The organism is Halomonas sp. McD50-4 (genome assembly GCF_022348135.1).
GTDB lineage: Bacteria > Pseudomonadota > Gammaproteobacteria > Pseudomonadales > Halomonadaceae > Vreelandella > Vreelandella piezotolerans.
In genome coordinates this window covers 501,757-523,292 of record NZ_JAKRFG010000001.1, presented here as the reverse complement: position 1 = coordinate 523,292, position 21,536 = coordinate 501,757, and the positions used below count along the sequence as shown (strand labels likewise).

Annotated in this window: 19 protein-coding genes; 12 read left to right on the top strand and 7 right to left on the bottom strand. The window is 60.8% G+C overall.

The window, feature by feature from the left end:
• The first annotated feature begins 151 nt into the window (after positions 1-151).
• From cysD to MHM85_RS02470, 4 genes are all read left to right on the top strand, one after another.
• Complete coding sequence (gene cysD, locus MHM85_RS02485) at positions 152-1,111, top strand: sulfate adenylyltransferase subunit CysD (RefSeq protein ID WP_139527078.1); 960 nt, start codon at positions 152-154, stop codon at positions 1,109-1,111.
• Complete coding sequence (gene cysN, locus MHM85_RS02480; RefSeq protein WP_219861168.1) at positions 1,111-2,556, top strand: sulfate adenylyltransferase subunit CysN; 1,446 nt, start codon at positions 1,111-1,113, stop codon at positions 2,554-2,556. Before cysD ends, cysN begins: the two co-directional genes overlap by 1 nt.
• A gap of 90 nt (positions 2,557-2,646) precedes the next feature.
• On the top strand, positions 2,647-3,537 hold the full coding sequence (locus tag MHM85_RS02475; RefSeq protein WP_239284334.1) for a homocysteine S-methyltransferase family protein: 891 nt from the start codon (positions 2,647-2,649) through the stop codon (positions 3,535-3,537).
• A 37-nt stretch (positions 3,538-3,574) separates the two neighbouring features.
• A complete protein-coding gene (locus tag MHM85_RS02470) occupies positions 3,575-5,161 on the top strand; it encodes an ABC transporter substrate-binding protein (protein ID WP_239284322.1) in 1,587 nt (528 codons plus the stop codon).
• Positions 5,162-5,219: 58 nt separating this feature from the next.
• Here the strand turns inward: MHM85_RS02470 and MHM85_RS02465 are convergent, their stop codons facing one another.
• The 3 genes from MHM85_RS02465 to MHM85_RS02455 are packed head-to-tail and all read right to left on the bottom strand — an operon-like array spanning position 5,220 to position 7,513.
• Positions 5,220-6,035, bottom strand: a complete 816-nt coding sequence (locus MHM85_RS02465; RefSeq protein ID WP_239284320.1) for a substrate-binding domain-containing protein — start codon at positions 6,033-6,035, stop codon at positions 5,220-5,222.
• A gap of 39 nt (positions 6,036-6,074) precedes the next feature.
• Positions 6,075-6,812 (bottom strand): ATP-binding cassette domain-containing protein, encoded by a 738-nt coding sequence (locus MHM85_RS02460; RefSeq protein WP_239284308.1) that lies wholly within the window; start codon positions 6,810-6,812, stop codon positions 6,075-6,077.
• A complete protein-coding gene (locus tag MHM85_RS02455) occupies positions 6,809-7,513 on the bottom strand; it encodes an ABC transporter permease (RefSeq protein ID WP_139527084.1) in 705 nt (234 codons plus the stop codon). The genes MHM85_RS02460 and MHM85_RS02455 overlap by 4 nt, the downstream gene beginning before the upstream one ends.
• A 168-nt stretch (positions 7,514-7,681) precedes the next feature.
• Between MHM85_RS02455 and MHM85_RS02450 the strand changes: the two genes are divergently transcribed.
• The 4 genes from MHM85_RS02450 (at position 7,682) to MHM85_RS02435 (ending at position 11,197) form a co-directional block, all read left to right on the top strand.
• Entirely contained in the window at positions 7,682-8,563 is an 882-nt protein-coding gene (locus MHM85_RS02450) for a helix-turn-helix transcriptional regulator (RefSeq protein WP_219861158.1), read from the top strand.
• 108 nt (positions 8,564-8,671) lie between these two features.
• Entirely contained in the window at positions 8,672-9,235 is a 564-nt protein-coding gene (locus MHM85_RS02445) for a type 1 glutamine amidotransferase domain-containing protein (RefSeq protein WP_139527086.1), read from the top strand.
• Positions 9,235-10,353 carry a phosphatase domain-containing protein gene (locus MHM85_RS02440; protein ID WP_239284298.1) on the top strand — a complete coding sequence of 373 codons (1,119 nt, stop codon included), beginning with the start codon at positions 9,235-9,237 and terminating at the stop codon, positions 10,351-10,353. The genes MHM85_RS02445 and MHM85_RS02440 overlap by 1 nt, the downstream gene beginning before the upstream one ends.
• Before the next feature lie 169 nt (positions 10,354-10,522).
• Positions 10,523-11,197, top strand: coding sequence for a zinc metallopeptidase (locus MHM85_RS02435; protein WP_239284286.1), 675 nt, complete (start codon positions 10,523-10,525; stop codon positions 11,195-11,197).
• 16 nt (positions 11,198-11,213) lie between these two features.
• Here the strand turns inward: MHM85_RS02435 and cmoB are convergent, their stop codons facing one another.
• On the bottom strand, positions 11,214-12,224 hold the full coding sequence (gene cmoB / locus MHM85_RS02430; RefSeq protein WP_139527089.1) for a tRNA 5-methoxyuridine(34)/uridine 5-oxyacetic acid(34) synthase CmoB: 1,011 nt from the start codon (positions 12,222-12,224) through the stop codon (positions 11,214-11,216).
• A 1-nt stretch (position 12,225) separates the two neighbouring features.
• A complete protein-coding gene (cmoA, locus tag MHM85_RS02425) occupies positions 12,226-12,969 on the bottom strand; it encodes a carboxy-S-adenosyl-L-methionine synthase CmoA (RefSeq protein WP_153842819.1) in 744 nt (247 codons plus the stop codon).
• A 114-nt stretch (positions 12,970-13,083) separates the two neighbouring features.
• On the opposite strand from cmoA, the gene pgi reads away from it, so the two are divergent.
• The 4 genes from pgi to serB all read left to right on the top strand — a co-directional run bounded on the left by pgi (position 13,084) and on the right by serB (position 20,046).
• Positions 13,084-14,787, top strand: a complete 1,704-nt coding sequence (gene pgi / locus MHM85_RS02420) for a glucose-6-phosphate isomerase (RefSeq protein ID WP_239284276.1) — start codon at positions 13,084-13,086, stop codon at positions 14,785-14,787.
• Between the two features lie 182 nt (positions 14,788-14,969).
• The gene (gene parE / locus MHM85_RS02415) at positions 14,970-16,865 is read left to right on the top strand and encodes a DNA topoisomerase IV subunit B (protein ID WP_239284266.1); all 1,896 of its coding nucleotides are present in this window, start codon (positions 14,970-14,972) and stop codon (positions 16,863-16,865) included.
• A gap of 7 nt (positions 16,866-16,872) precedes the next feature.
• Positions 16,873-19,125 carry a DNA topoisomerase IV subunit A gene (gene parC / locus MHM85_RS02410; protein ID WP_239284256.1) on the top strand — a complete coding sequence of 751 codons (2,253 nt, stop codon included), beginning with the start codon at positions 16,873-16,875 and terminating at the stop codon, positions 19,123-19,125.
• Between the two features lie 3 nt (positions 19,126-19,128).
• The gene (serB, locus tag MHM85_RS02405) at positions 19,129-20,046 is read left to right on the top strand and encodes a phosphoserine phosphatase SerB (protein WP_153842823.1); all 918 of its coding nucleotides are present in this window, start codon (positions 19,129-19,131) and stop codon (positions 20,044-20,046) included.
• Positions 20,047-20,117: 71 nt separating this feature from the next.
• Here the strand turns inward: serB and MHM85_RS02400 are convergent, their stop codons facing one another.
• Both MHM85_RS02400 and MHM85_RS02395 read right to left on the bottom strand, forming a co-directional pair.
• Complete coding sequence (locus tag MHM85_RS02400; RefSeq protein WP_343218323.1) at positions 20,118-20,969, bottom strand: DUF6694 family lipoprotein; 852 nt, start codon at positions 20,967-20,969, stop codon at positions 20,118-20,120.
• Between the two features lie 180 nt (positions 20,970-21,149).
• A complete protein-coding gene (locus MHM85_RS02395; RefSeq protein ID WP_139527096.1) occupies positions 21,150-21,536 on the bottom strand; it encodes a Na+/H+ antiporter subunit G in 387 nt (128 codons plus the stop codon).

Below are 21,536 nucleotides of genomic sequence, written 5' to 3'. Positions count from 1 at the left end.
TAATTCTTTTGGGTTATTATTGACCTGGCGTTACCCTACCCACAAATGCCCGCTTTGCGTTTCGTGCGCATTGGGCAGTGTACCTGTTTGCAAAGGCTTCCTTGAAAAGCCGTCTAATAAACGCAAGCACCGTTTTGTGAGGGAGTAGGTAATGAACCAGTTTTCTGCGCCGTCGGCGGCGTCGCAACAGGTGCCAAGCGCACCAGATGCTGCCCGACTGACCCACTTGAAGCAGCTCGAAGCCGAGTCGATCCATATCATTCGAGAAGTGGCGGCGGAGTTCAGCAATCCGGTGATGATGTACTCCATCGGTAAAGACTCCTCGGTGATGCTGCACCTGGCGCGCAAAGCCTTCTATCCCGGCACGCCGCCGTTCCCGCTAATGCACATCGACACCACCTGGAAATTCCGCGAAATGATCGCGTTCCGCAACCGTATGGCGGAAGAAGCTGGCATGGAGCTGATCGTGCACACCAACGAGGAGGGGCGGGCGGCCAATATCAACCCCTTCGATCACGGTAGTGCCAAGTACACCGACATCATGAAAACCCAGGCGCTCAAGCAGGCCTTGACCCAACATGGTTTCGATGCCGCGTTTGGCGGTGCGCGCCGCGACGAGGAAGCATCGCGCGCTAAAGAGCGCGTTTACTCCTTCCGTGACAAGTACCATCGCTGGGACCCGAAGAGCCAGCGCCCCGAGCTGTGGAACGTCTACAACGCCAAGGTCAATAAAGGCGAGTCGATTCGTGTCTTTCCGCTCTCCAACTGGACCGAGCTGGATATCTGGCAGTACATCTACCTCGAGTCGATTCCGATCGTGCCGCTGTATTACGCCGCCAAACGCCCGGTGGTCGAGCGCGACGGCATGCAGATCATGGTGGACGATGACCGTCTGCCGTTAGCGCCTAGCGAAGTGCCCGAAGAGAAGTGGGTGCGTTTCCGAACCCTGGGCTGCTACCCGCTCACCGGCGCGGTGGAGTCCAAGGCCGCCACGCTGCCGGAAATCATCCAGGAGATGCTGTTGACCAAAACCAGCGAGCGCAGCGGCCGTGCCATCGACCACGACCAGGCCGGTTCCATGGAGAAGAAAAAGCGTGAGGGGTACTTCTAATGGCACACCAATCGACGTTAATTGCCGATAACATCGAGCAATATCTGCACGAGCACGAAAACAAAGACCTGCTGCGCTTCATTACCTGCGGCAGCGTCGATGACGGTAAATCGACGCTCATCGGCCGGATGCTCCATGACTCCAAGATGATCTTCGAGGATCAATTGGCAGCCATCACCCAGGCCTCTAAAACCAGCGGCACCACCGGCGATACGGTGGATCTGGCATTGCTTGTGGATGGCTTGCAGTCCGAGCGCGAGCAGGGCATCACCATCGATGTGGCCTATCGTTTCTTCTCGACGGACAAGCGCAAGTTCATCATTGCCGACACGCCAGGACATGAGCAGTACACCCGCAACATGGCCACGGGCGCCTCGACGGCCAGTTTGGCGATCATTTTGATCGACGCACGTTACGGTGTGCAGACCCAGACACGTCGCCACAGCTTCATTGCCGACCTGCTGGGTATTCAGCACTTGGTCATTGCGGTCAATAAGATGGACTTAGTGGGCTTCTCGGAAGCGCGCTTCAACGAGATCGTCGACGAGTACCGCGAATTCGCTACCAACCTGCAGGCGCCGGACATCCGCTTCGTGCCAATGTCGGCGCTCAATGGCGACAATGTCGTCAACCGCAGCGAGCAAACGCCCTGGTACTTCGGGGACGGCCAGCGCTACGAGGGCAAAACGCTGATCGAACTGCTGGAAAACGTCGAGATCACCCGCGACCAGAACCTCACCGACTTGCGTCTGCCTGTTCAGTACGTCAATCGCCCGAACCTGGACTTTCGGGGTTACTGCGGCACGCTTTCGGCGGGGGTGTTGCGCCCAGGCCAGGCGGTCAAGGCGCTGCCGTCCGGTAAAACGTCCCGTGTGGCGCGCGTGGTGACCTTCGACGGCGACTTGGATGCGGCCTATCCCGGCCAAGCGGTGACCGTCACCCTGGAAGACGAGATCGACATTTCCCGCGGCGATTGGATCGTCAGCGCCGATGCCGAGATTCCGCTGTCGAACGTCTTCAGCGCCGATATCGTGTGGATGCACGAAGATGCCCTCACGCCCGGCAAGCTCTACGACATCAAGCTGGCCACCCGGGATTTGGCGGGGCAGGTCAGCGCCATCGAGTACCAGATCGACGTCAACACGCTGGAGAAGCATGCCACCGATGCGTTGAGCCTCAACGCCATTGCCCGCTGTGAGGTGGAGTTGACCGCCGCTATCCCCGTCGACGACTATCGCACCAGCCCAGGCACCGGCAGCTTCATCGTGATCGACCGGCTGACCAACGTGACCGTGGGCGCGGGTATGATTCGCGGCGTGGCCAACGCTCGCGAGCAGGCGGTGGCCACCGACTGGGCTGCCTTCGAGCGCGATCTGAACGCCCTGGTACGTAAACATTTCCCGCATTGGGAAGCCAAAGATATCGGGTCGCTGCTGGGACGCTAGCGCTCGCACGACATGGACCCCCTGTTGACGCCGCCCTGCGGCGTCAACTTTTAGGTAAAGCTGAATCGAGACACCAAGGAGCGAGAGTCGATGTTAACCCTATTGGACGGTGGTTTAGGGCGTGAGTTAAAGCGGCTGGGTGCGCCGTTTCGCCAGCCGGAGTGGTCGGCGCTGGCGCTCATGGAAGCCCCCGAGTGCGTCACCCAAGCGCATCGCGCGTTCATCCAAGCGGGCGCCGAGGTGATTACCACCAATGCCTATGCCGTCGTGCCTTTTCACATTGGCGAGGCGTGTTTTGCCGAGCGCGGCCTGGCACTGGCGACGCTGGCGGGAACGTTGGCGCGTGATAGCGTGGCGGGGGAGGCGGTGACCGTCGCCGGATCGCTGCCGCCGCTGTTCGGCTCCTACCAGCCAGCGCTCTTCGATGCTCAGCGCGCGCCCGAGCTGTTGGCGACGCTGATCGAGGGGCAGGCTCCTTACGTGGACGTGTGGCTGGCAGAGACGCTGAGCGCCACGCAGGAGGCTCGAGCGGTGGCCACTGCGCTGGGGAACGATCCTCGTCCGCGTTGGTTCTCGTTCACCTTGCAAGACGCCGACGAAAACGGCGAACTGCCCTGCGCGTTGCGCTCCGGCGAGGGGGTGGAGGCGGCAGTGAATGCGGTGATCGAGGCGGGTGGCGAGGCGCTGCTGTTCAACTGTAGCCAAGCCGAGGTAATGGAAGAGGCGCTACGCCAGGCGCAGGCGGCCGTGGACGCCAAAGGGGCCACGCTGCGTTTGGGGGTGTACGCCAATAGCTTCGTGCCGCAGAGCAACCGCATCGCCGCCAATGCCGGTGTGAGCGATATGCGCGATGACCTAGGGCCAGACGCCTACGCCGACTTCGCCAAGCGCTGGCAGGCGGCTGGGGCCACCATGATCGGCGGCTGCTGTGGCATTGGCCCCGAGCATATTGCCAAGTTGGCCGAGGCGGTGCGTGACTGACCGCTGGTCGTAATTGATTGCATAGGACGACTCCCCCATGAAGAAAGGAACGAACGTGCCCGCCGAGGGGCACTTGTCAGGCGTGACCCGGCGCCAGTTTCTGCAGCACTCCGCCGCGCTGTCGGTGTCTGCCAGCGCTTTGGGCGGGCTACTGCTGCCACGCTGGGCGAGCGCGCAAACGGAGGCCACTCCGCAACGCGGCGGGCATCTCATTTTGGCGATCGACAATGCCTCCACCAGCGACCGCCTGGACCCGGCCTACTACTTCGAGCAGTACATGTACCACGTGGGGCGCCAGCTGTTTAACACCCTGACTGAACTTCACGATGACGGGTCGCTGGCGCCCGGTTTGGCCGAGTCTTGGGATACGAACGATGCGACGCACTGGGTATTTACCCTGCGGCAAGGGGTGACGTTCCACAACGGCAAGACCCTCACTGCCGAGGACGTGGTGTACTCGCTGAACCATCACCGAGCCGAGGACTCGCCCTCGGCGGTGAAGGGCTACATGGAGCAGATCACCGAGCTGGCCGCCCGTGGCAGCCACGACGTGGTCATGACGCTCTCTGCCCCCAATATGGACCTGCCGTATTTGCTGGGAGAGGTAAACTTTGCCATCACGCCGGCAGGTGCCAATTTCGATGAGGGTATCGGCACCGGGCCGTTCGTGCTGGAAAGCTTCGAGCCGGGTGTGCGTACCCTGGTCAAGCGCAACGACAACTACTGGAAGTCGGATCGTGCCTTCGTCGATAGCGTCGAAACCCGCGCCTTCAACGATGCCACCGCCCGGGTGGCGGCGCTGATGAGTGGGTCGGTGCACTTCGTCAACCGCGTGACGCCGAGCATCGTCAGCCGTTTGGAGGGCGCGTCATCGCTCACCATCAACCGTAATTCGGGCAGCTTCCAAGTGACGTTTCCTGGCTTGGCTGATCGTACGCCCTTCGATAACAAAGACGTTCGTTTGGCCATGAAATACGCCCTCGACCGAGAGCAGCTGTTGAATCTGCTGGTGCAAGGCTATGGCCAAGTAGGTAACGATACGCCGCTGTTCCCCAGCAATCGTTATTTCACCACCGACCTTCCCAGCCATGCCTTCGATCCTGACAAAGCGCTTCACCATTGGCGTCAATCGGGTATGGACAGGCCCATTCGGCTGAGTACTGCGGATGGCGCGACCTTCGAAGGGGCGGTCTCGGCAGCGGAACTTTACCAACAGTCGGCCCAGCGCGCAGGCATCCCGCTAGAGGTCAATCGCGTACCCGCCGATGGCTATTGGTCGGAAGTGTGGCGTCAGCACGAATTCTGCGCGTCCGGTTGGTCGAGCCGCCCTACGGCGGATGCCTATCTCTCCATGGTCAATTTATCCAACGCGCCGTGGAACGAAGCGCGCTGGGCCAATGAGCAGCTCGATCAATTGATCATCGCGGCGCGCGGCGAGCAGGACGAGGCCACGCGGCGTCAGATGTACCACGACATTCAGGTGCTCTATCAGCAGGAGGGTAGCACCGTGGCACCGCTGTATATGGATTCGATTTCGGCCAATCGCGCCAACGTGCGGGGGTATGTCGACGTGCCGGGAGAAGTAGCGACTCGCTCGGTCGAAAAGATGTGGATCGCCAGTTGAACCGAGGGTGATTCCTGCGCCAGCCCGTTCAATGCGGGCTGGCGCTTTGTCGATAGGCTTACTCAGCGTTGGGGAAAAACAGCTGTTGGCCGTCTACTTTAAAGTCGGCAATCGCCTGCTGGCCTTCCTCAGAGACCAGCCACTGGTGCCACTGGGCAGCTAAATCGTGCTTCAAGTGCGGATGACGCTCCTCCGAGAGCAGTAGACTGACGTACTGATTGAACAGCGCCTCGTCGCCTTCGAACAGCAGCGTGAGGTTTTGCGGATTATCGAACGCGACCCAGGTGGCACGGTCGGTAAAGGTGTAAGCGTCCATACCCGCAGCGGTATTCAATGTCGGGCCCATACCGCTGCCCAGCTCCCGGTACCACTCGCCTTGGGGCGTCACGCCCGCATCTTCCCACAAACGCAGCTCGGCGCGGTTCGTACCGCTATCATCGCCGCGTGAGGCAAACGGTGATTCGCTCTCGGCGATACGTGCAAAGGCGTCGGCGACGCTCTCGCTGTCACTGATGCCCGCCGGGTCGTCACTGGGTCCTACGATCACGAAGTCGTTGTACATCACGTCCAAACGCTCCGTAGCGTAACCATCCGCCACGAACTGCTCCTCGCCTGCCGTATCATGTACCAGAAGGCTGTCGGCATCACCACGGCGGCCGATTTCGAACGCCTGTCCGGTGCCGACGGCCACCACGCGCACACCGATGCCGGTGGCCTCGGTGAAGGTGGGAATGATGGCGTCGAACAGTCCTGAGTTTTCGGTCGAGGTCGTAGAGGCGAGCGTAATGAAATCGTCATCCGCGAGTAGCGAAGCGCTCCAGGCCAAGGCGGTCGTGCATACGCTGGCGGTGATTAGCGTGGTGGTTTTGTTCACGGTCTGCTCCTTTGGGTCTTGTTCAACGCTGGGTGGGGCTTACCAAACCAGCTCGCCCCGGATGAACGCCCTGGCCTGGGAAGAGGTCGGGGCATCGAAAAAACGCTCGGCGGAGGTGTGTTCCAATACCTGTCCGCCATACATGAACAGCACGTCATCGGCGAGCCGCTTCGCCTGGTGCAAGTCGTGGGTCGTCATCACGATGCGCGTGCCGCTCTGGTGAAATTCGTTGACCGCGTCCTCGACGGCTTTGATGGCGGCAGGGTCGAGGGCCGAGGTCGGTTCATCCAAAAACAGCACGGCGGGGTTCAGCAGCCAAGCGCGGGCCAGGGTTAGACGCTGCTGTTCGCCGCCCGACAGCACCCGGGCAGGGCGCTTGGCCAGTGCGGCAAGGCCAAATTTTTCCAACGCTTGTAGGGCGAGCGCTTGGCGTTTTGGGCGTGGCACGTCTTTGACGGCCAGCGCATAGCGCAAGTTATCGATCACCGAGCGGCGTAGCAGAACCGGCCGCTGGAACACCATGGCCTGCACCGGCGGCTTGCCCTCCCAACGGACTTGGCCGCTACTTGGGCTGAGCAGCCCGTGGGCCAAGCGCATGAAAAGGCTTTTACCCGCTCCGTTGGGCCCCATGATGAGCGTGCGCTGACAGCCAGACAGCGTGAGCGTGGTCGGCACCAACAATGCGTGGCCGCGGTGGGTAAAGCTCGCCTGCTGAAAGTGTAGGGCTGGCACATCGGCCAGTGGGGTGAGAGAGGAGGAAGTGAGCGGTGCGTTCATCCTAATCGCCTCTTGGCCGCTTCACTGACCGCATGGGCCAGCGCATTGATCAGCGTGACCAGCGCCAGCAGGATGATGCCCAGGCCGAGTGCCAACGGCAGATCGCCCTTGCTGGTTTCCAGCACGATGCTGGTGGTCATCACGCGCGTCACCCCATCGATATTGCCACCGACGATCATCACCGCACCCACTTCGGCACTGGCACGGCCGAAGCCAGCCAAAACGACCGTCAGCAGGCCAAAGCGTGCATCCCACAGCAGGGTTGGCATCATGCGTAGCGGCGTTAGCCCGAGTGAGCGAAGCTGTTCGTCATACTCGTGGTGCAAGGCTTCCACTTGTTGGCGTGTCAGCGCAGCGATAATGGGAAAGACCAGGATGACTTGGGCAACCACCATGGCGCTGGGTGTGAACAGCAGGCCAAGCGATCCCAGCGGCCCCGCTCTGGAGAGCATCAAATAGACGCATAGACCCGCCACGACCGGCGGTAACCCCATCAGCGCGTTGAGCACCACGATCATGCCGTTGCGACCAGGGAAGCGCCACAACGCCAGCGCGGCACCCACCGGCAGCGCCAAAGCGCTGGCGATCAGCACGGCGCTCAGCGACACCTGCAGCGAAAGCGCCACGATGTCGATCAAGTTCGAGTCCATGCTCAGAATCAGCGTGAGCGCCGTGTAGAAAGGATTATCACTAGCTGCCATAAGGACCTGATTCAATAGCACCGGGTTGCGCACACGCCAGTGCGATTGCCGCGGAATAAAGAGAAAAATTCAGCATGTTCGTCAAGCTGCATAGTGTACGTTTACTTGATGTAATGCATTGGTTGCTGAAATATATGCAGTCATACGCAGTTGGATGCAGGATGAACCATGCCGAACGACTATTTGACCACCGCTGAAGTGGCAGACTATTTGCGTTTGAAAGAGCGCAAGGTGTACGACCTCGTCCGACAAGGTCATATTCCCTGCAGCCGTGCTACGGGAAAGCTGCTGTTTCCTCGGCAGCACATCGATATGTGGGTGCTTAGCCACTTGGAGGGCGACCAAGCGCAGCGGCAGCCGCCGCCGCCCGTGTTGGTGGGCAGCCAGGACCCGCTGTTGGAGTGGGCCGTGCGCGAAAGTGGCAGCGATCTGGCCTCGTTGTGTCAGGGCAGTGGCGACGGCGTGCGCCGCTTGCTGGAGGGCAAGGCGATGCTGGCGGGAATTCATTTGCTGGACGCAGCTACCGGGCGCTATAACGAACCGGCCGCGTTGGGCCTTGGGGGCGTGCGCGATTTGATCGTATTGCACTGGGCCACACGACGCCAGGGCCTGCTGTTAGCTCCGGGTAATCCGCTGGGCATTCAATCGGTGGACGACATTGCCAAGCGCAAAGCCGTGCTGGCCCATCGCCAGCCGGGTGCCGGGGCCGCGCAACTCTTGAGCTGCTTGCTAGAGCAGGCGGGCATCCCGCCGGAAGCCTTGAGATGGGCGGCGCACCCTGCGCTCAGCGAAGACGACTTGGCGCTGACCATCGCTCAGGGCGATGCCGATGTCGGCCTTGGTATGCAGGCCGCGGCACAGCGCCAGCAGTTGGCGTTCGTCCCGCTCGTAGAGGAGTCGTTCGATGTAGTGATGCATCGACGCAGCTATTTCGAGCCTGCCGTACAGGCGCTCTTTGCGTTTGCCCGTACGGCCCGTTTTGCCCAGCGGGCCAGTACGCTGAGCGGTTACGATGTGCGCCTGCTGGGTCGCGTGTTGTACAACGCTTAAGCGCCTAGCGGCTGGACGATTTCGGTATCTGCGCTTGACGATTGTATAAGATGCGCCACACTGGGAGAGGCGTTGTAAACGCACACTCATCACGAAAAGGAGAGCATGATGAATCAAGCACTGAACGGTAAACGCGTGGCTATTTTAGCCACCGACGGTTTCGAAGAGTCCGAGCTGAGCGTGCCTCGCGCAGCGCTTCAAAAAGAAGGTGTCGAGGTGCATGTCGTGTCCCCGGAAGGCAAGGGCATTCGCGCCTGGGCCGAAACCGATTGGGGCGATACTTACGATGCCGATAAGGCGCTAGCCGATGCCCACGAGTCGGACTATCACGCGCTGGTCCTCCCAGGCGGCCTGTTCAACCCTGACGAGCTGCGTTTGAATGAAGACGCGCTGAGCTTCGTCAAAGCGTTCTTTCAAGCGGGCAAGCCCGTTGCTGCCATTTGTCACGCACCCTGGATTCTCATAAATGCAGGCGTTGTTGACGGGCGCAAGATGACCTCCGTGCCCAGCGTCGCCCAAGACCTGCGCAATGCGGGTGTCAACTGGGTCGACGAGCCGGTAGTGGTCGATAGCGGTCTCGTGACCAGCCGTACTCCTAAAGATCTGGACGCCTTCAACGCCAAACTGCTGGAGGAGCTGCAGGAAGGGCGGCATTCAGGTCAGCACGCTTAATGGCGTGGTACCACCAGTGGGCAAGCTTCGCCAAAAGGCTTGCCCACGTCATTGCAAAACCGATGAAGCGGGACAGCGGCCGCAGTGGGGTGATGGTACATCCCTATCGTGGCTATGGCTCCCAGCAGGAAGTTTTCGTTATGGGCCGAGTGTTCCGCCAAGCGGCACTCGGTCGCGCCATTCCTAGGCGCGGCGTGCTGCGCGATACCGCCGATGTGGCGCGTCGTGTCTTTCGTCGTGGCCTCGCCAATGCCCAGGTCGATCTACGAATTGGCGACAACCAGCTCTGCTTGACCACCGACCGCGACGGCTACTTTGATGCTCACTTGCCTATCAAGACGCCCTTGCCGGTCGACGTTTCCTGGCACCGCGCCGATATTTTGGTGCGCGCCAAGGGACACCCACCCGTTCGTACCAGCGTCGAGGTCTATGTTCCGCCTCCTGAAGCGGATCTGCTAGTGATTAGCGATATCGATGATACGGTGATGTTCACGGGTGTCGCGGAAAAGCTCAAAATGCTCTATCGGTTGTTCGTGCGTAAGCCGCACCGCCGAACGGCATTCCCCGGTGTGGCGTCTCTCTACCAAGCGCTTTACCGTGGCCAAACCGAAAAGGGTGAACGCCCGATCCTATACGTCTCCCGGGGTCCTTGGGCTATTTATGAGATGCTGGAAGCCTTTTTCCAAATGAACCGGATTCCGATTGGGCCAATACTGTTTTTGCGCGAGTGGGGCATCTCCTGGCGCAAGCCATGGCCCCGCCGCGCAGAGACGCACAAACGCGAGCTCATCGATCGTATGCTGGCGCTTTATGACGATATGCCTTGCATCTTGATTGGTGACAGCGGTCAACATGACCCCGAAGTCTATACGGAGGTCGTCAAAGCCTACCCGGATCGGATCAAATCGATCTACATACGTCGTGTCGATAACAATCCACAGCGGGAGGCCGCCATTCAGCGCTTGCGCGATGAGTTAGCCCATACCGAGTGTGAGCTCGTTCTGGCGGCAGATAGCATTTTGATTGCCGAACACGCCCACGCCCAAGGCGATATTTCGGCGCGTGGCTTGCAGGCCGTTCAGCGTGATGTGGAAGCGCATCGCAACGAGCCTGCCTAAGCTGTGTTTCCCCGCCATTCGTGATAAAAACTAATCTCGAAGAGCGATTCTCGAAAACTATTATCGAAAACCCTATTCGAATAACGAAACGCTACTCGAACGGTCCTCTCATTACCCATCGATAGGGTGATGCTGGCGTATTCCTAACTGGCAGGTCTGCGGTGTTGCGATGCTGATTCTTCTTGTCGTATTGGCACTGGCCATTTTCGTCTTGCCCAATCTGTGGGCGAAGTGGGTGTTGAAGCGCCATACCCGTAGGCGTGACGACTACCCGGGCACCGGCGCGGAGTTGGCCGAGCATCTGCTGCGCCGCTTGGGCGTCGAGGGCGTGCGAGTCGAGCGTACCGAGCAGGGGGACCATTACGACCCCGAATCGCGCTGCGTGCGCTTGACCCCCGACCATTACGATGGCCGCTCGCTCACGGCGGTGACCGTTGCTGCCCATGAAGTGGGTCATGCCATTCAGCACCATGAAGGCTACGCGCCGCTGCTGGCACGCAGCCGCTTGGTCACGCTGGCGCAAAAAGCCGAAAAGCTGGGCGCCATTTTGATGATGGCCGCGCCTTTTCTCTTCCTACTCACGCGGTTACCCGGTGGGCTGGCCATGGTCATTGCCATGGCGGTGATCAGCTTCGGCACGGCGGCGCTGGTGCATCTCGTCACGCTGCCGGTGGAGTTCGATGCCAGCTTCAATCGTGCGCTGCCTCTGCTCAAAGAGTACGTCCCTCCCGCCGATATGGCCGGTGCCCGCCACGTTCTCACCGCCTGCGCCTTTACCTACGTGGCCGCGTCACTGGCCAGCGTGATGAACCTAGGCCGCTGGCTGGTGATTCTCCGGCGTTAGGCGAAGCTGAGATTGCCTACGTCGGCTTGTTTGCCAGAATCACCGCCCGGCGCGGCGCCGGATAGCCCTCGATGGTGCGGCTGCGATCATGGGGGTCGAGAAAGTCCGCCAGCGACTGGTAGGTCATCCACTCGGTGGAGCGCTGCTCGTCGAGTGTCGTCACTGCTTCGTCAACGACCCGCACATTGGTATAGCCGCAGCGCGAAAGCCAGTGGCACAGCGCTTTGGAGGAGGGCAGAAAGTAGACGTTAGGCATGGCGGCGTAACGCTCGCCGGGGACGAACACGGTCTGCTCGTCGCCTTCCACCACCAGGGTTTCCAGTACCAGCTCGCCGCCGGGGGCCAAAGCGTCTTTTAGCTGCTGCAGGTGTTCGAGCGGCGAGGGACGGTGGTAAAGCACGCCCATGGAGAACACCGTATCGAAGAAACCCAGGTTCTCCGGTACGTCTTCGATACCCACCGGCAGAAACTGCGTGCGGCCGTCGTCGGCGTTGCCAACGAAATGGCGCACTGCCTGGAACTGCCAGTAAAAGCGCGGCGATGGGTCGATCACTAACACGAAAGCGGCACCTGCACCCGCCATCCGCCAAGCGTGATAGCCGCTGCCGCCGCCGACATCCAACACTTTGCGATACTTAAGCGGTGCCAGATGCGGGGAGACCCTTTGCCATTTCCAATCCGAGCGCCACTCGGTGTCGATCTCGATACCCCCCAGGCTAAACGGGCCTTTGCGCCATGGGGCCAGCTTGCGCAGCAGGTTGAAGCACTGACGCTGCTGGCTGTCGGTGAGCTCGAGTTCGACTGTCAGCGTATCGCTGTTCAAATCCACACGGCGCTCGTCCGGCAGCGGCGGCAGTTTGGCCACGGCTTTTTCCCAGGCAGAGAGGTCGCCGTGGCGCTGGCGGTCCAGTCCGCTGGCGAGCTGCTCGGGGAGTTTGGCCAGCCAAGGCGTCAGCGAGGCATCCTGGGCCGCTTGGTCCAGAAACGCTTGATACAGCACGCGATGATCGTCGGGGAGTAGCGCCACCTTAACCCTCCTTGAAGGCGATCAGCGAGGTGAAGTTCAGGTACTGGAACCAGGTCATGGAGCGGGGGAAACCCGCCAGCGACAAGCGCTCGTGCAGCGCATCGAGCGTATCGGGAATCAGCACGTTCTCGAGCGCGGTGCGCTTTTGGCTGATCTCCATATCGCTATAGCCGTTGGCACGCTTGAAGTCGTGGTAGCGCTCGACCCGCCAGGCATTGTCGCGCTCGTCGGCATCGACGGTCTTTTCCGACAAAATCAGCACGCCGCCGGGCTCCAGTGCATCATAAAGGCGCTCGAGCAGCGCATCCCGGTCGGCCGGGGGCAAGAATTGCAGCGTAAAGTTGAGAATGATCATCCCCGACGGCGCATACTCGTAGGTACGAATATCGGCTTCTTCGACCTGCAACGCATGGTCGGGGCACTCCTCGAGAAAGGTCTGCTTGGCGCGGGCGGCCATGGCCGGGGAAAGGTCGATACCGGTATAGCGGAACGCATCGGCGGGCAGGGCGCCTGCTAGGGCAAGGCCGGAGGCGCCCAGCGAGCAGCCCAGATCGTACACGTGGGCACCGTGGCGCAGATGGCGTTTGGCAATCAGGCTCAGCATACCCAGGATTTGGCCATAGCCGGGCACCGAGCGGCGGATCATATCAGGGAAGCATGCGACGACCTGCTCATCAAAGGAGAACCTAGCCACCTTGTCTAGGGGTGTTGAAAAGATAGCGTCGCGGTAAGATGCATCACTCATGGGCAAGCCAGGATGGTTAATGAGGTTGCGTAGTTTACGCGCCCTTGTTATCGCAGAACAGGCCTGATCCATTCAGATTCCTGCCTCACGGAACGACGCCACAGGAGAGGGCACATGGCTTTCGCAACAGCAACTCCCGATACGCTTCCCGCTTGGCAAACGTTACAGCAGCATGCGCAAGCGCTTAAACACGTTCACTTGAAAAACCTGTTTGGGGACGACCCTGGACGCTGGCAGCACTTTACGCGTCAGGTAGCGGGGCTGACCCTCGATCTTTCCAAGCAGCGTTGGGACGACGATACGCTGGAGCATCTGCTGGCGCTGGCGCGCGAAGCGGGTGTTCCAGGCGCTATCGAGGCGCTGTTGAGCGGCAAACGGGTGAACGTCAGTGAGAACCGCCCGGCGCTGCATACTGCCTTGCGCTTACCTGCGGATGCGAGCCTGGACGTGGAAGGCGAGGATATCGTCGAGGCCGTGCATGACAGCTTGGCGCAGATGGAGCGTCTGGTGCAGCGCCTGCACGCTGGCCAGTGGCGTGGGGCCACTGGCAAGCCGATTCGTCACGTGGTGAACTTAGGCGTGGGCGGCTCGGATTTGGGGCCGCTCATGGTAACCCATGCGCTATCGGACTATCGGCCCCGGGATATTCATCCGGTCGAGGTGCATTTTGCCTCGACCATGGACGGCTCTCAGTTGGCGGATTACCTCAGCCGTTTCAACCCGGAGACCACGCTGTTCGTGCTGTCGTCCAAGTCGTTCACCACCATCGATACGCTCTCCAATGCGAACACGGCCCGCGACTGGTTGATCGGGCGACTCACCCAGCACGCCGACCTGCCGGACGCGAGCCCTCATGCCAAACCGATCAGCGAGGCGCTGATCGTGCGCCAGCATTTCATCGGTGTATCGGCCAGCCCTGAAAAGATGAGTGAATGGGGGATAGCCTCTGACCATCAGCTGATGTTTTGGGAGTGGGTCGGCGGGCGCTACTCGCTGTGGGGTACCATTGGGCTGCCGATCGCGCTGGTGGTAGGCATGGCGCATTTTCGAGAACTGTTGGCGGGTGCCCACGCTATGGATAGCCACTTCCGCGATGCGCCGCTGGCCGACAACCTGCCGGTGCTATTGGGCTTAGCGGGCATCTGGAACGTCAACTTTCTGGATATTCGCGCTCACTCGATTCTGCCCTACGATGGACGGTTGGAGTACTTTGCCGCTTACCTAGAGCAGCTCGAGATGGAGTCCAACGGTAAGTCGGTCACCCGACAGGGCCAAGCAGTCAACTACTCCACCTGCCCGGTACTCTGGGGGCAGCTCGGCCCGAACGCCCAGCACGCCTTTTATCAGTTGCTGCACCAGGGCACCCAACCGGTGGTCTGCGATTTCATTGCTCCCCTGAAGCGTTACGACGAGGTCGAGGAGCCGGATACCCGCCGCCACTTGAAGGCCCAGCATCGCTTGGCGTTGGCCAACTGCTTTGCCCAATCCCGCGTGCTGATGCTGGGTGACGATGCGTTGGACGAGGATGGCCCGCGCCCCGAGCACAAGCGATACCGGGGCAATCAGCCCTCGACCACGGTGCTGCTGGATCAGTTGACGCCCGCCACGTTGGGCGCGCTGATTGCACTTTACGAGCACAAGGTCTTCGTTCAGGCCGTCATTTGGGACATCAACCCCTTCGATCAGTGGGGCGTCGAGCTGGGTAAGCAGATTGCCACCGATACCCAGGCCATCATCGATGGCGAGGGCGATATCGCTCGTATGGATGCGTCTAGCCGCGGTCTCATCGAGGCATTGTGGGCAGCAGAGCAGGCGTAGGCCGTTCGATCTATATGGCTGGATATACAGCTTTTTGCTTTTCCGCTATCCTGTGTGCGTTTAGGCGCGGTCTATCGTGTTGAGCCTCTGTGATAAGTGTTCGAGGTGGCGTCTTTGCACGCCACTCAGCCAGACCGCTTCTGCGCTTTTGTTCAGTCCGTTTTTTCAGGAACCGACGTTACATGACCCAGTTTGATGCCTCCCAGTACGGCGCGAGTTCGATCGAGGTCCTTTCAGGGCTCGAGCCGGTGCGCAAGCGTCCCGGTATGTATACCGATACCTCGCGTCCCAATCACCTCGCGCAAGAAGTCATCGACAACAGTGTCGACGAGGCGCTGGCCGGGCATGCGTCGAGCATTAGCGTGGTGCTGCAGAGTGACGGCGCCATCGAGGTGCAGGATAACGGTCGGGGCATGCCCATCGACCTGCACCCGGAGCACGGCGTATCGGGGGTCGAGCTCATTCTCACCAAGCTGCACGCGGGCGGTAAGTTCTCTTCGTCGAGCTACCGCTTTTCGGGCGGCCTTCACGGCGTGGGCGTCTCGGTGGTCAATGCGCTGTCGCGACGCTTGGAAGTCGAAGTCACCCGCGACGGCGCCCGTCACGCCATTGCCTTCGAGCACGGCGAAAAAGTCGAAGAGCTGCACGAAGTCGGTAAGGCCGCCAAACGTGCCACCGGCACCCTGGTGCGCTTCTGGCCGGACGAGAGCTACTTCGACAGCCCGAAGCTCGCGCTCTCCAAACTGAAACACCTGCTGCGTGCCAAAGCGGTGCTGTGCCCAGGGCTCGCGGTCACCCTGGTCGAGCCGGATGGCACCAAAACCGAGTGGGCCTACGCCGATGGCCTGCGCGACTACTTGGCCGAAGCCACCGATGGTTACGAGGTGCTGCCCAAAGAGCCGTTCGTCGGCCACTTCAGCGACGACGAGCACGGCGTGGACTGGGCCATTCAGTGGCTGCCGGAGGGCGGCGAGGCGCTGCTCGAAAGTTACGTCAACCTGATTCCCACGCCCCAGGGTGGCACGCATGTCAACGGCTTTCGGTCCGGCCTGCTAGACGCCCTCCGGGAGTTCTGTGAATACCGCAGCCTGCTGCCACGCGGCATCAAGCTGACCGCCGAGGATTTATGGGAGCGCGCCTCCTTCGTGCTTTCGGTGAAAATGCTCGACCCCCAGTTTGCGGGACAGACCAAGGAGCGCCTCTCGTCGCGCACCATTGCGGGGTTCGTGTCCGGGGTCGTCAAAGACGCCTTTTCGCTGTGGCTGAACCATCACGTCGAGCAGGCCGAACAGCTAGCCGAGCTAGTGATCAGCGCCGCCCAGCTGCGTCAAAAGAAGTCGAAGAAGGTTGCGCGGAAGAAGGTCACGTCAGGCCCAGCGCTGCCCGGCAAGTTGGCGGACTGCTCCGGTCAGGACCCGGCGCAGAGCGAGCTGTTTTTAGTCGAGGGGGACTCGGCCGGTGGCAGCGCCAAGCAGGCGCGTAACCGCGATACTCAGGCCATCCTGCCGCTGCGTGGCAAGATCCTCAACACCTGGGAAGTCGACTCCCACGATATTTACGGCTCCCAGGAAGTGCACGATATTGCCGTGGCGATTGGCGCCGACCCCGGCAGCGCCGACCTCGAAAAGCTGCGCTATCACAAGATCTGCATCCTGGCGGATGCCGACTCCGACGGGCTGCACATCGCCACGCTGCTCTGCGCGCTGTTCGTCAAACACTTCCCCGCTCTGGTCGATGCCGGGCATGTCTTCGTAGCCATGCCGCCGCTCTACCGGATCGACCTGGGTAAAGAGGTGCATTACGCCCTGGACGAGAGCGAGAAAGCCGCCATTTTGAAGCAGCTGGCGAAAAAACGCGGCACCCCCAACGTCCAGCGCTTCAAAGGGCTGGGGGAGATGAGCCCGCTGCAGCTACGCGAAACCACCATGGCCGTGGAAACCCGCCGTCTCGTACAGCTCACGCTGGACGAGGGCGACGGCACCCTGGAAATGATGGACATGCTGCTCGCCAAAAAGCGCGCCAGCGACCGCAAGAAGTGGTTGGAAGATTACGGTAACTTGGCAGACATTGAGGTATGACCCCCCGATGACCATGGATATTCAGGTAGCGGAGGGCGACGTCGAGCGTCTGTCCCTGCGCGATTACACCGAAAAAGCGTACCTCGACTACTCGATGTACGTCATTCTAGACCGCGCGTTGCCCAACATTGGCGATGGCATGAAGCCTGTACAGCGGCGCATCATTTACGCCATGCGCGAGCTGGCGCTGCACGCCAATGCCAAGTACAAGAAGTCGGCGCGTACCGTGGGTGACGTGCTGGGTAAGTTCCATCCCCACGGGGACAGCGCCTGCTACGAAGCCATGGTGCTGATGGCGCAGTCGTTCAGCTACCGCTACCCGCTGGTGGATGGCCAAGGCAACTGGGGGAGCCCCGATGACCCCAAATCGTTTGCGGCCATGCGCTACACCGAGGCCAAGCTTTCCAAATTTGCCGAGGTGTTGCTGAGTGAATTGGGCCAGGGCACCGTGGAGTGGGCGCCCAACTTCGATGGCACCATGCAGGAGCCGGTGGTATTGCCCGCGAGGCTGCCCCACGTGCTGCTCAACGGGGGCACCGGGATTGCCGTGGGCATGGCCACCGATATTCCGCCCCATAACGTCTCCGAGGTGGTGGAGGCCACTTGCCATCTGCTGCGTCACCCCGAGGCCACCACGGCGGACTTGATGGCGTTCGTCCCTGCCCCGGATTTCCCGACGGATGCAGAGATCATCACGCCGAAAGCGGATCTGCGTAAGCTCTACGAGACCGGCCGTGGCTCGGTCAAGCTGCGCGCCCGCTACGTGCGCGAAGAGGCCAATATCGTCATTACCGCCGTGCCTTATCAGGTTAGCGGTGCCAAGGTGTTGGAGCAGATCGCCGCGCAAATGCAGGCGAAGAAGCTGCCCATGGTCGCCGATCTGCGCGACGAGTCGACCCACGAAGAGCCAACCCGGCTGGTGATCGAGCCGCGCTCGAGCCGTGTGGATGTCGAATCTCTGATGGCGCACCTGTTTGCCACCACGGATCTCGAAAAGAACGTGCGGGTCAACATGAACGTGATTGGCCTGGATGGCCGCCCTCGGGTGATGCCGCTGACCGACATGCTGGGGGAGTGGCTGCGTTTCCGCCGTGCCACCGTGCGCCGCCGCTTGGAGCATCGCCTTGGCAAGGTGGAAGATCGGCTACATATTCTGGAAGGCCTGCTCACGGCGTATCTGAACATCGACGAGGTGATTCGTATCATCCGTGAAGAGGATGAGCCCAAACCTGCGCTGATGAGTGCCTTTGGCCTGACCGAGCGTCAGGCAGAAGCGATTCTCGAGCTGCGTCTTCGCCATCTCGCCAAGCTGGAAGAGATGAAGATTCGCGGTGAGCAGGACGAGCTGGAGAAAGAGCGTAAGACCCTGCAAGGGCTGTTGGCGAGCGACGCCAAGCTCACCACGCTGATCGAAAAAGAGATTCGCGCTGCGGGTAAAGAACATGGCGACGACCGCCGCTCGCCGCTGGTCGAGCGCAGCGAAGCCAAGGCGCTGTCAGAAGTGGAGCTGCTGGGCGCCGACCCGATTACCGTCGTGCTGTCGGATAAGGGGTGGATTCGTGCGGCCAAAGGCCACGATATCGACCCGGAGGGGCTCTCTTATAAAGCGGGCGATGGCTTTCGTCTCGCTGCGCGTGGCAAGACCAACCAGCCATTGGTGCTGTTGGACGATACGGGCCGCGCGTATACCTTGGCGGCACATAACTTACCCAGTGCCCGAGGGCAGGGCGAGCCGGTGACGGGCCGCGTGAATGTCGCCGCCGGGGCACAAATGGCGGGGTTGATGCTTGCGCCGCCTACCACGCGCTTTCTGCTGTCCAGCGACGGCGGTTACGGGTTCGTGGCTCAGCTCGAAGCGCTCACGGGCAAAAACAAGGCGGGTAAAGCCGTGCTCAGCGTGCCCAAGGGGTGTAGCGTCATGCCTCCCATCGAGGTGCCGGAGGGCGAGGGACTTTGGGTCGCCTCGGTCTCCAATGAGGGGCGCTTGCTGCTGTTTCCTTTGGATCAGTTGCCGGAAATGGCCAAGGGCAAGGGCAACAAAATGCTCGATATCCCCGGCCCCCGCGCGTCGCGCCGGGAAGAGTTCGTGCGCGACATCGCCATCGTGGCGGAAGGCAGCGAGCTGATCATTCATGCGGGCAAACGTAAATTGACGCTCAAAGCGGACGATCTCGCGTATTATCGCGGTGAGCGCGGCCGGCGGGGCAGTAAGCTGCCGCGTGGTTTCCAAAAAGTCGATCGTTTAGAAGCAGGGGAGTAACGGATGGCACGCGGGAATGTGGTGGTCACGCTGATAGCGCCGCGCCTGACGGCAACGGTGGAGCTGGCAGTGGCGTCGCTCATGGAGCAGTTTGGCCTACAGGAGGAGCGTCGCCAGACGTTGGCTGACACGGCACGTGGCAGCGTCATGGATTGTTTGGAGCTTCACGTCAGCGGCGCGCCCGAATCTCTCACGGCGCTGCGCCAGGCGGCGCTGGCGCTAGGAGATACCCATGGTGTGGATCTCGTCGTACAGCCACTCCGCTCCGGCGAGGCGCCGCGTTTGGCCTGCTTCGACATGGACTCGACGCTGATCGAGGCGGAAGTGATCGACGAGCTGGCCCGGCGCCATGGCGTCGGTGAAGAAGTAGCAGAAGTGACCGAGCGAGCCATGCGCGGCGAGCTGGATTTCAAAGCCAGTTTCCGCGAGCGCATGAGCAAGCTGGAAGGTCTCGAAGAGTCGGTACTGGCGAACATTGCCGCAGAGCTGCCGCTCATGGAGGGCGTCGAGCGCCTGCTGGTCAATTTGAAACGCTTGGGCTTCCGAACCGTGATTCTTTCCGGGGGCTTTACCTATTTCGCTCGCTATTTGCAGGAGCGGCTGGGTTTCGACGAAATTCATGCCAACGAGTTGGTCATCGAGCAGGGCAAAGTGACCGGCGCGGTGCAGGAGCCCATCGTCGATGCGGAGCGTAAAGCGGCGCTGCTGACGCAGATCGCCAAGCGGGAAGGGGTGCCGTTGGCGCAGACCGTTGCCGTGGGCGATGGCGCGAACGATTTAAAAATGCTCGCGACGGCAGGCATGGGCGTGGCCTTTCGCGCCAAACCGCTAGTGCGGGCAGAAGCGCGACAAGCCATTTCCGTGGCGGGGCTGGATGGCGTGCTGTACCTGCTGGGCTATAGCGACGCTGAGCTTCTCTAAGTCGGTGACGGAACGGTGAAAAACGGCGGTGCTGATCTGCTCAGCGCCGCCGTTTTATGAGTGGCTATCTGTTAATCGTCGCTAGCGCCGCTATCTGCGGTTTGAGGGCGTATTCCTTCATACTCCTCGCGCAGCGATGTGAGTCGTTCCGTCTCGCTGTCGGTGAGCGGTGGCGCGTTCCATAGCGGCTCGCCGTTGGCATCGTTGACGCCCAAGAGGGTCAGCGATAGTTCGGCATTGCGGGGAATTTGATCGTTGCCCCAGGGCCCGAAACGGTTGGGCGCTAGGCTCCAGGTGGCGCTTTCGCCGGGCGCTAGCCCCCCTGAAATCACGTAGTAGAAGGTTTGATCCACCCAGGCGATATCCCGCTCGGGGCTTTCCAGTAACCCACGCAGCATGAGCTCTGAGATAGCGTGATCCGTGCCATTCGTTACGGCCAATTCGATCACTGGCTCCAGCGCGCCAAAGGGGCTAGTGGCAAGGTAGTAGCGAGCGTTATCGATGCGGATTTGTGCCAAGCGCTCCTGGTCACGCTGAGCGTTAGCCTGTTTGGCTTCGAGACGATTGAGCGTGCGCAACGCTTGCTCGCGTTCACGCGCGCGTCGTTCGCGTAGCATGCTGTCGGCGCGCTCGATGATTTCATCTCCTGTCAGCCCATGCATGTACGCATTGGCCGATTCGGCAATTTCAGCCGCGTTCATGCGCTGGGGATTGAAGGGATCGATACCGCTAAACGATGACATGGCAATGATTTTGACCGCGGTATCGAACTCGTCGCGCTTGTAAGTGGGCAGCGACTCGCGCACTTTTTCGATCGATACCACCGCGGCAGGCATGGAGCTCGTATCCACCTTGGGGTCGGAGCAGCCCGCAAGCATCAGGGCAGACAAAGAAAGTGCAGATAGCCTGAGTAGGCGCCACATAGTTACGTTACCTCATAAAATCGATCGGCAAGAGCTTACCGGAAAGTGGCATTTGCCACTACTTTCTGTCGAGTACTTCTCAGGCTGATCGCCAAGTCTTTTGCTGCTTGGTCAGCGGTTTAGCAGCCGACCAAAAAAAAGCGCTGGCGAGATGCCAACGCTCGCAGAGAGAGGCGATGCCTAGCCGTGCCCTTTGTCCGGGTGGGGCACCGGCTTCTCACCGACTTCTTCTGAACGTAACTCAATCGGTTTGCCCTGGGTCTTTTGAGTATGCTTCAACTGCATATGAAGGCCGGTTTTGGCCAGCAGATGGGCGCTGACCGGTGCGGTGATGAAGAGGAAGAGCGTGATCAGCAGCTCCTGGATATCCGGTTTACCATCGACGCTCCAGAAATAGCCCATGGAGGCAATCAGCATGCAGCCGATGCCGAGCGTGGTGGCTTTGGTAGGGCCATGTAAGCGCATGTAGAAATCGCGCAGGTGTGCCATACCTAACGAGCCGATGAATACGAATACACCGCCCGCTAACAGCAGCAAAGAAATGATCGCTTCAACGAAAAATGGCAT

What these genes read in the sequence shown, in the direction of transcription:
- cysD (WP_139527078.1), top strand. Translation starts at nt 152, where the DNA reads ATGAACCAGTTTTCTGCGCCGTCGGCGGCGTCGCAACAGGTGCCAAGC.
- cysN (WP_219861168.1), top strand. Translation starts at nt 1,111, where the DNA reads ATGGCACACCAATCGACGTTAATTGCCGATAACATCGAGCAATATCTG.
- MHM85_RS02475 (WP_239284334.1), top strand. Translation starts at nt 2,647, where the DNA reads ATGTTAACCCTATTGGACGGTGGTTTAGGGCGTGAGTTAAAGCGGCTG.
- MHM85_RS02470 (WP_239284322.1), top strand. Translation starts at nt 3,575, where the DNA reads ATGAAGAAAGGAACGAACGTGCCCGCCGAGGGGCACTTGTCAGGCGTG.
- MHM85_RS02460 (WP_239284308.1), bottom strand. Translation starts at nt 6,812, where the DNA reads ATGAACGCACCGCTCACTTCCTCCTCTCTCACCCCACTGGCCGATGTG.
- MHM85_RS02455 (WP_139527084.1), bottom strand. Translation starts at nt 7,513, where the DNA reads ATGGCAGCTAGTGATAATCCTTTCTACACGGCGCTCACGCTGATTCTG.
- MHM85_RS02450 (WP_219861158.1), top strand. Translation starts at nt 7,682, where the DNA reads ATGCCGAACGACTATTTGACCACCGCTGAAGTGGCAGACTATTTGCGT.
- MHM85_RS02445 (WP_139527086.1), top strand. Translation starts at nt 8,672, where the DNA reads ATGAATCAAGCACTGAACGGTAAACGCGTGGCTATTTTAGCCACCGAC.
- MHM85_RS02440 (WP_239284298.1), top strand. Translation starts at nt 9,235, where the DNA reads ATGGCGTGGTACCACCAGTGGGCAAGCTTCGCCAAAAGGCTTGCCCAC.
- MHM85_RS02435 (WP_239284286.1), top strand. Translation starts at nt 10,523, where the DNA reads ATGCTGATTCTTCTTGTCGTATTGGCACTGGCCATTTTCGTCTTGCCC.
- cmoA (WP_153842819.1), bottom strand. Translation starts at nt 12,969, where the DNA reads ATGAGTGATGCATCTTACCGCGACGCTATCTTTTCAACACCCCTAGAC.
- pgi (WP_239284276.1), top strand. Translation starts at nt 13,084, where the DNA reads ATGGCTTTCGCAACAGCAACTCCCGATACGCTTCCCGCTTGGCAAACG.
- parE (WP_239284266.1), top strand. Translation starts at nt 14,970, where the DNA reads ATGACCCAGTTTGATGCCTCCCAGTACGGCGCGAGTTCGATCGAGGTC.
- parC (WP_239284256.1), top strand. Translation starts at nt 16,873, where the DNA reads ATGACCATGGATATTCAGGTAGCGGAGGGCGACGTCGAGCGTCTGTCC.
- serB (WP_153842823.1), top strand. Translation starts at nt 19,129, where the DNA reads ATGGCACGCGGGAATGTGGTGGTCACGCTGATAGCGCCGCGCCTGACG.
- MHM85_RS02400 (WP_343218323.1), bottom strand. Translation starts at nt 20,969, where the DNA reads ATGTGGCGCCTACTCAGGCTATCTGCACTTTCTTTGTCTGCCCTGATG.
- MHM85_RS02395 (WP_139527096.1), bottom strand. Translation starts at nt 21,536, where the DNA reads ATGCCATTTTTCGTTGAAGCGATCATTTCTTTGCTGCTGTTAGCGGGC.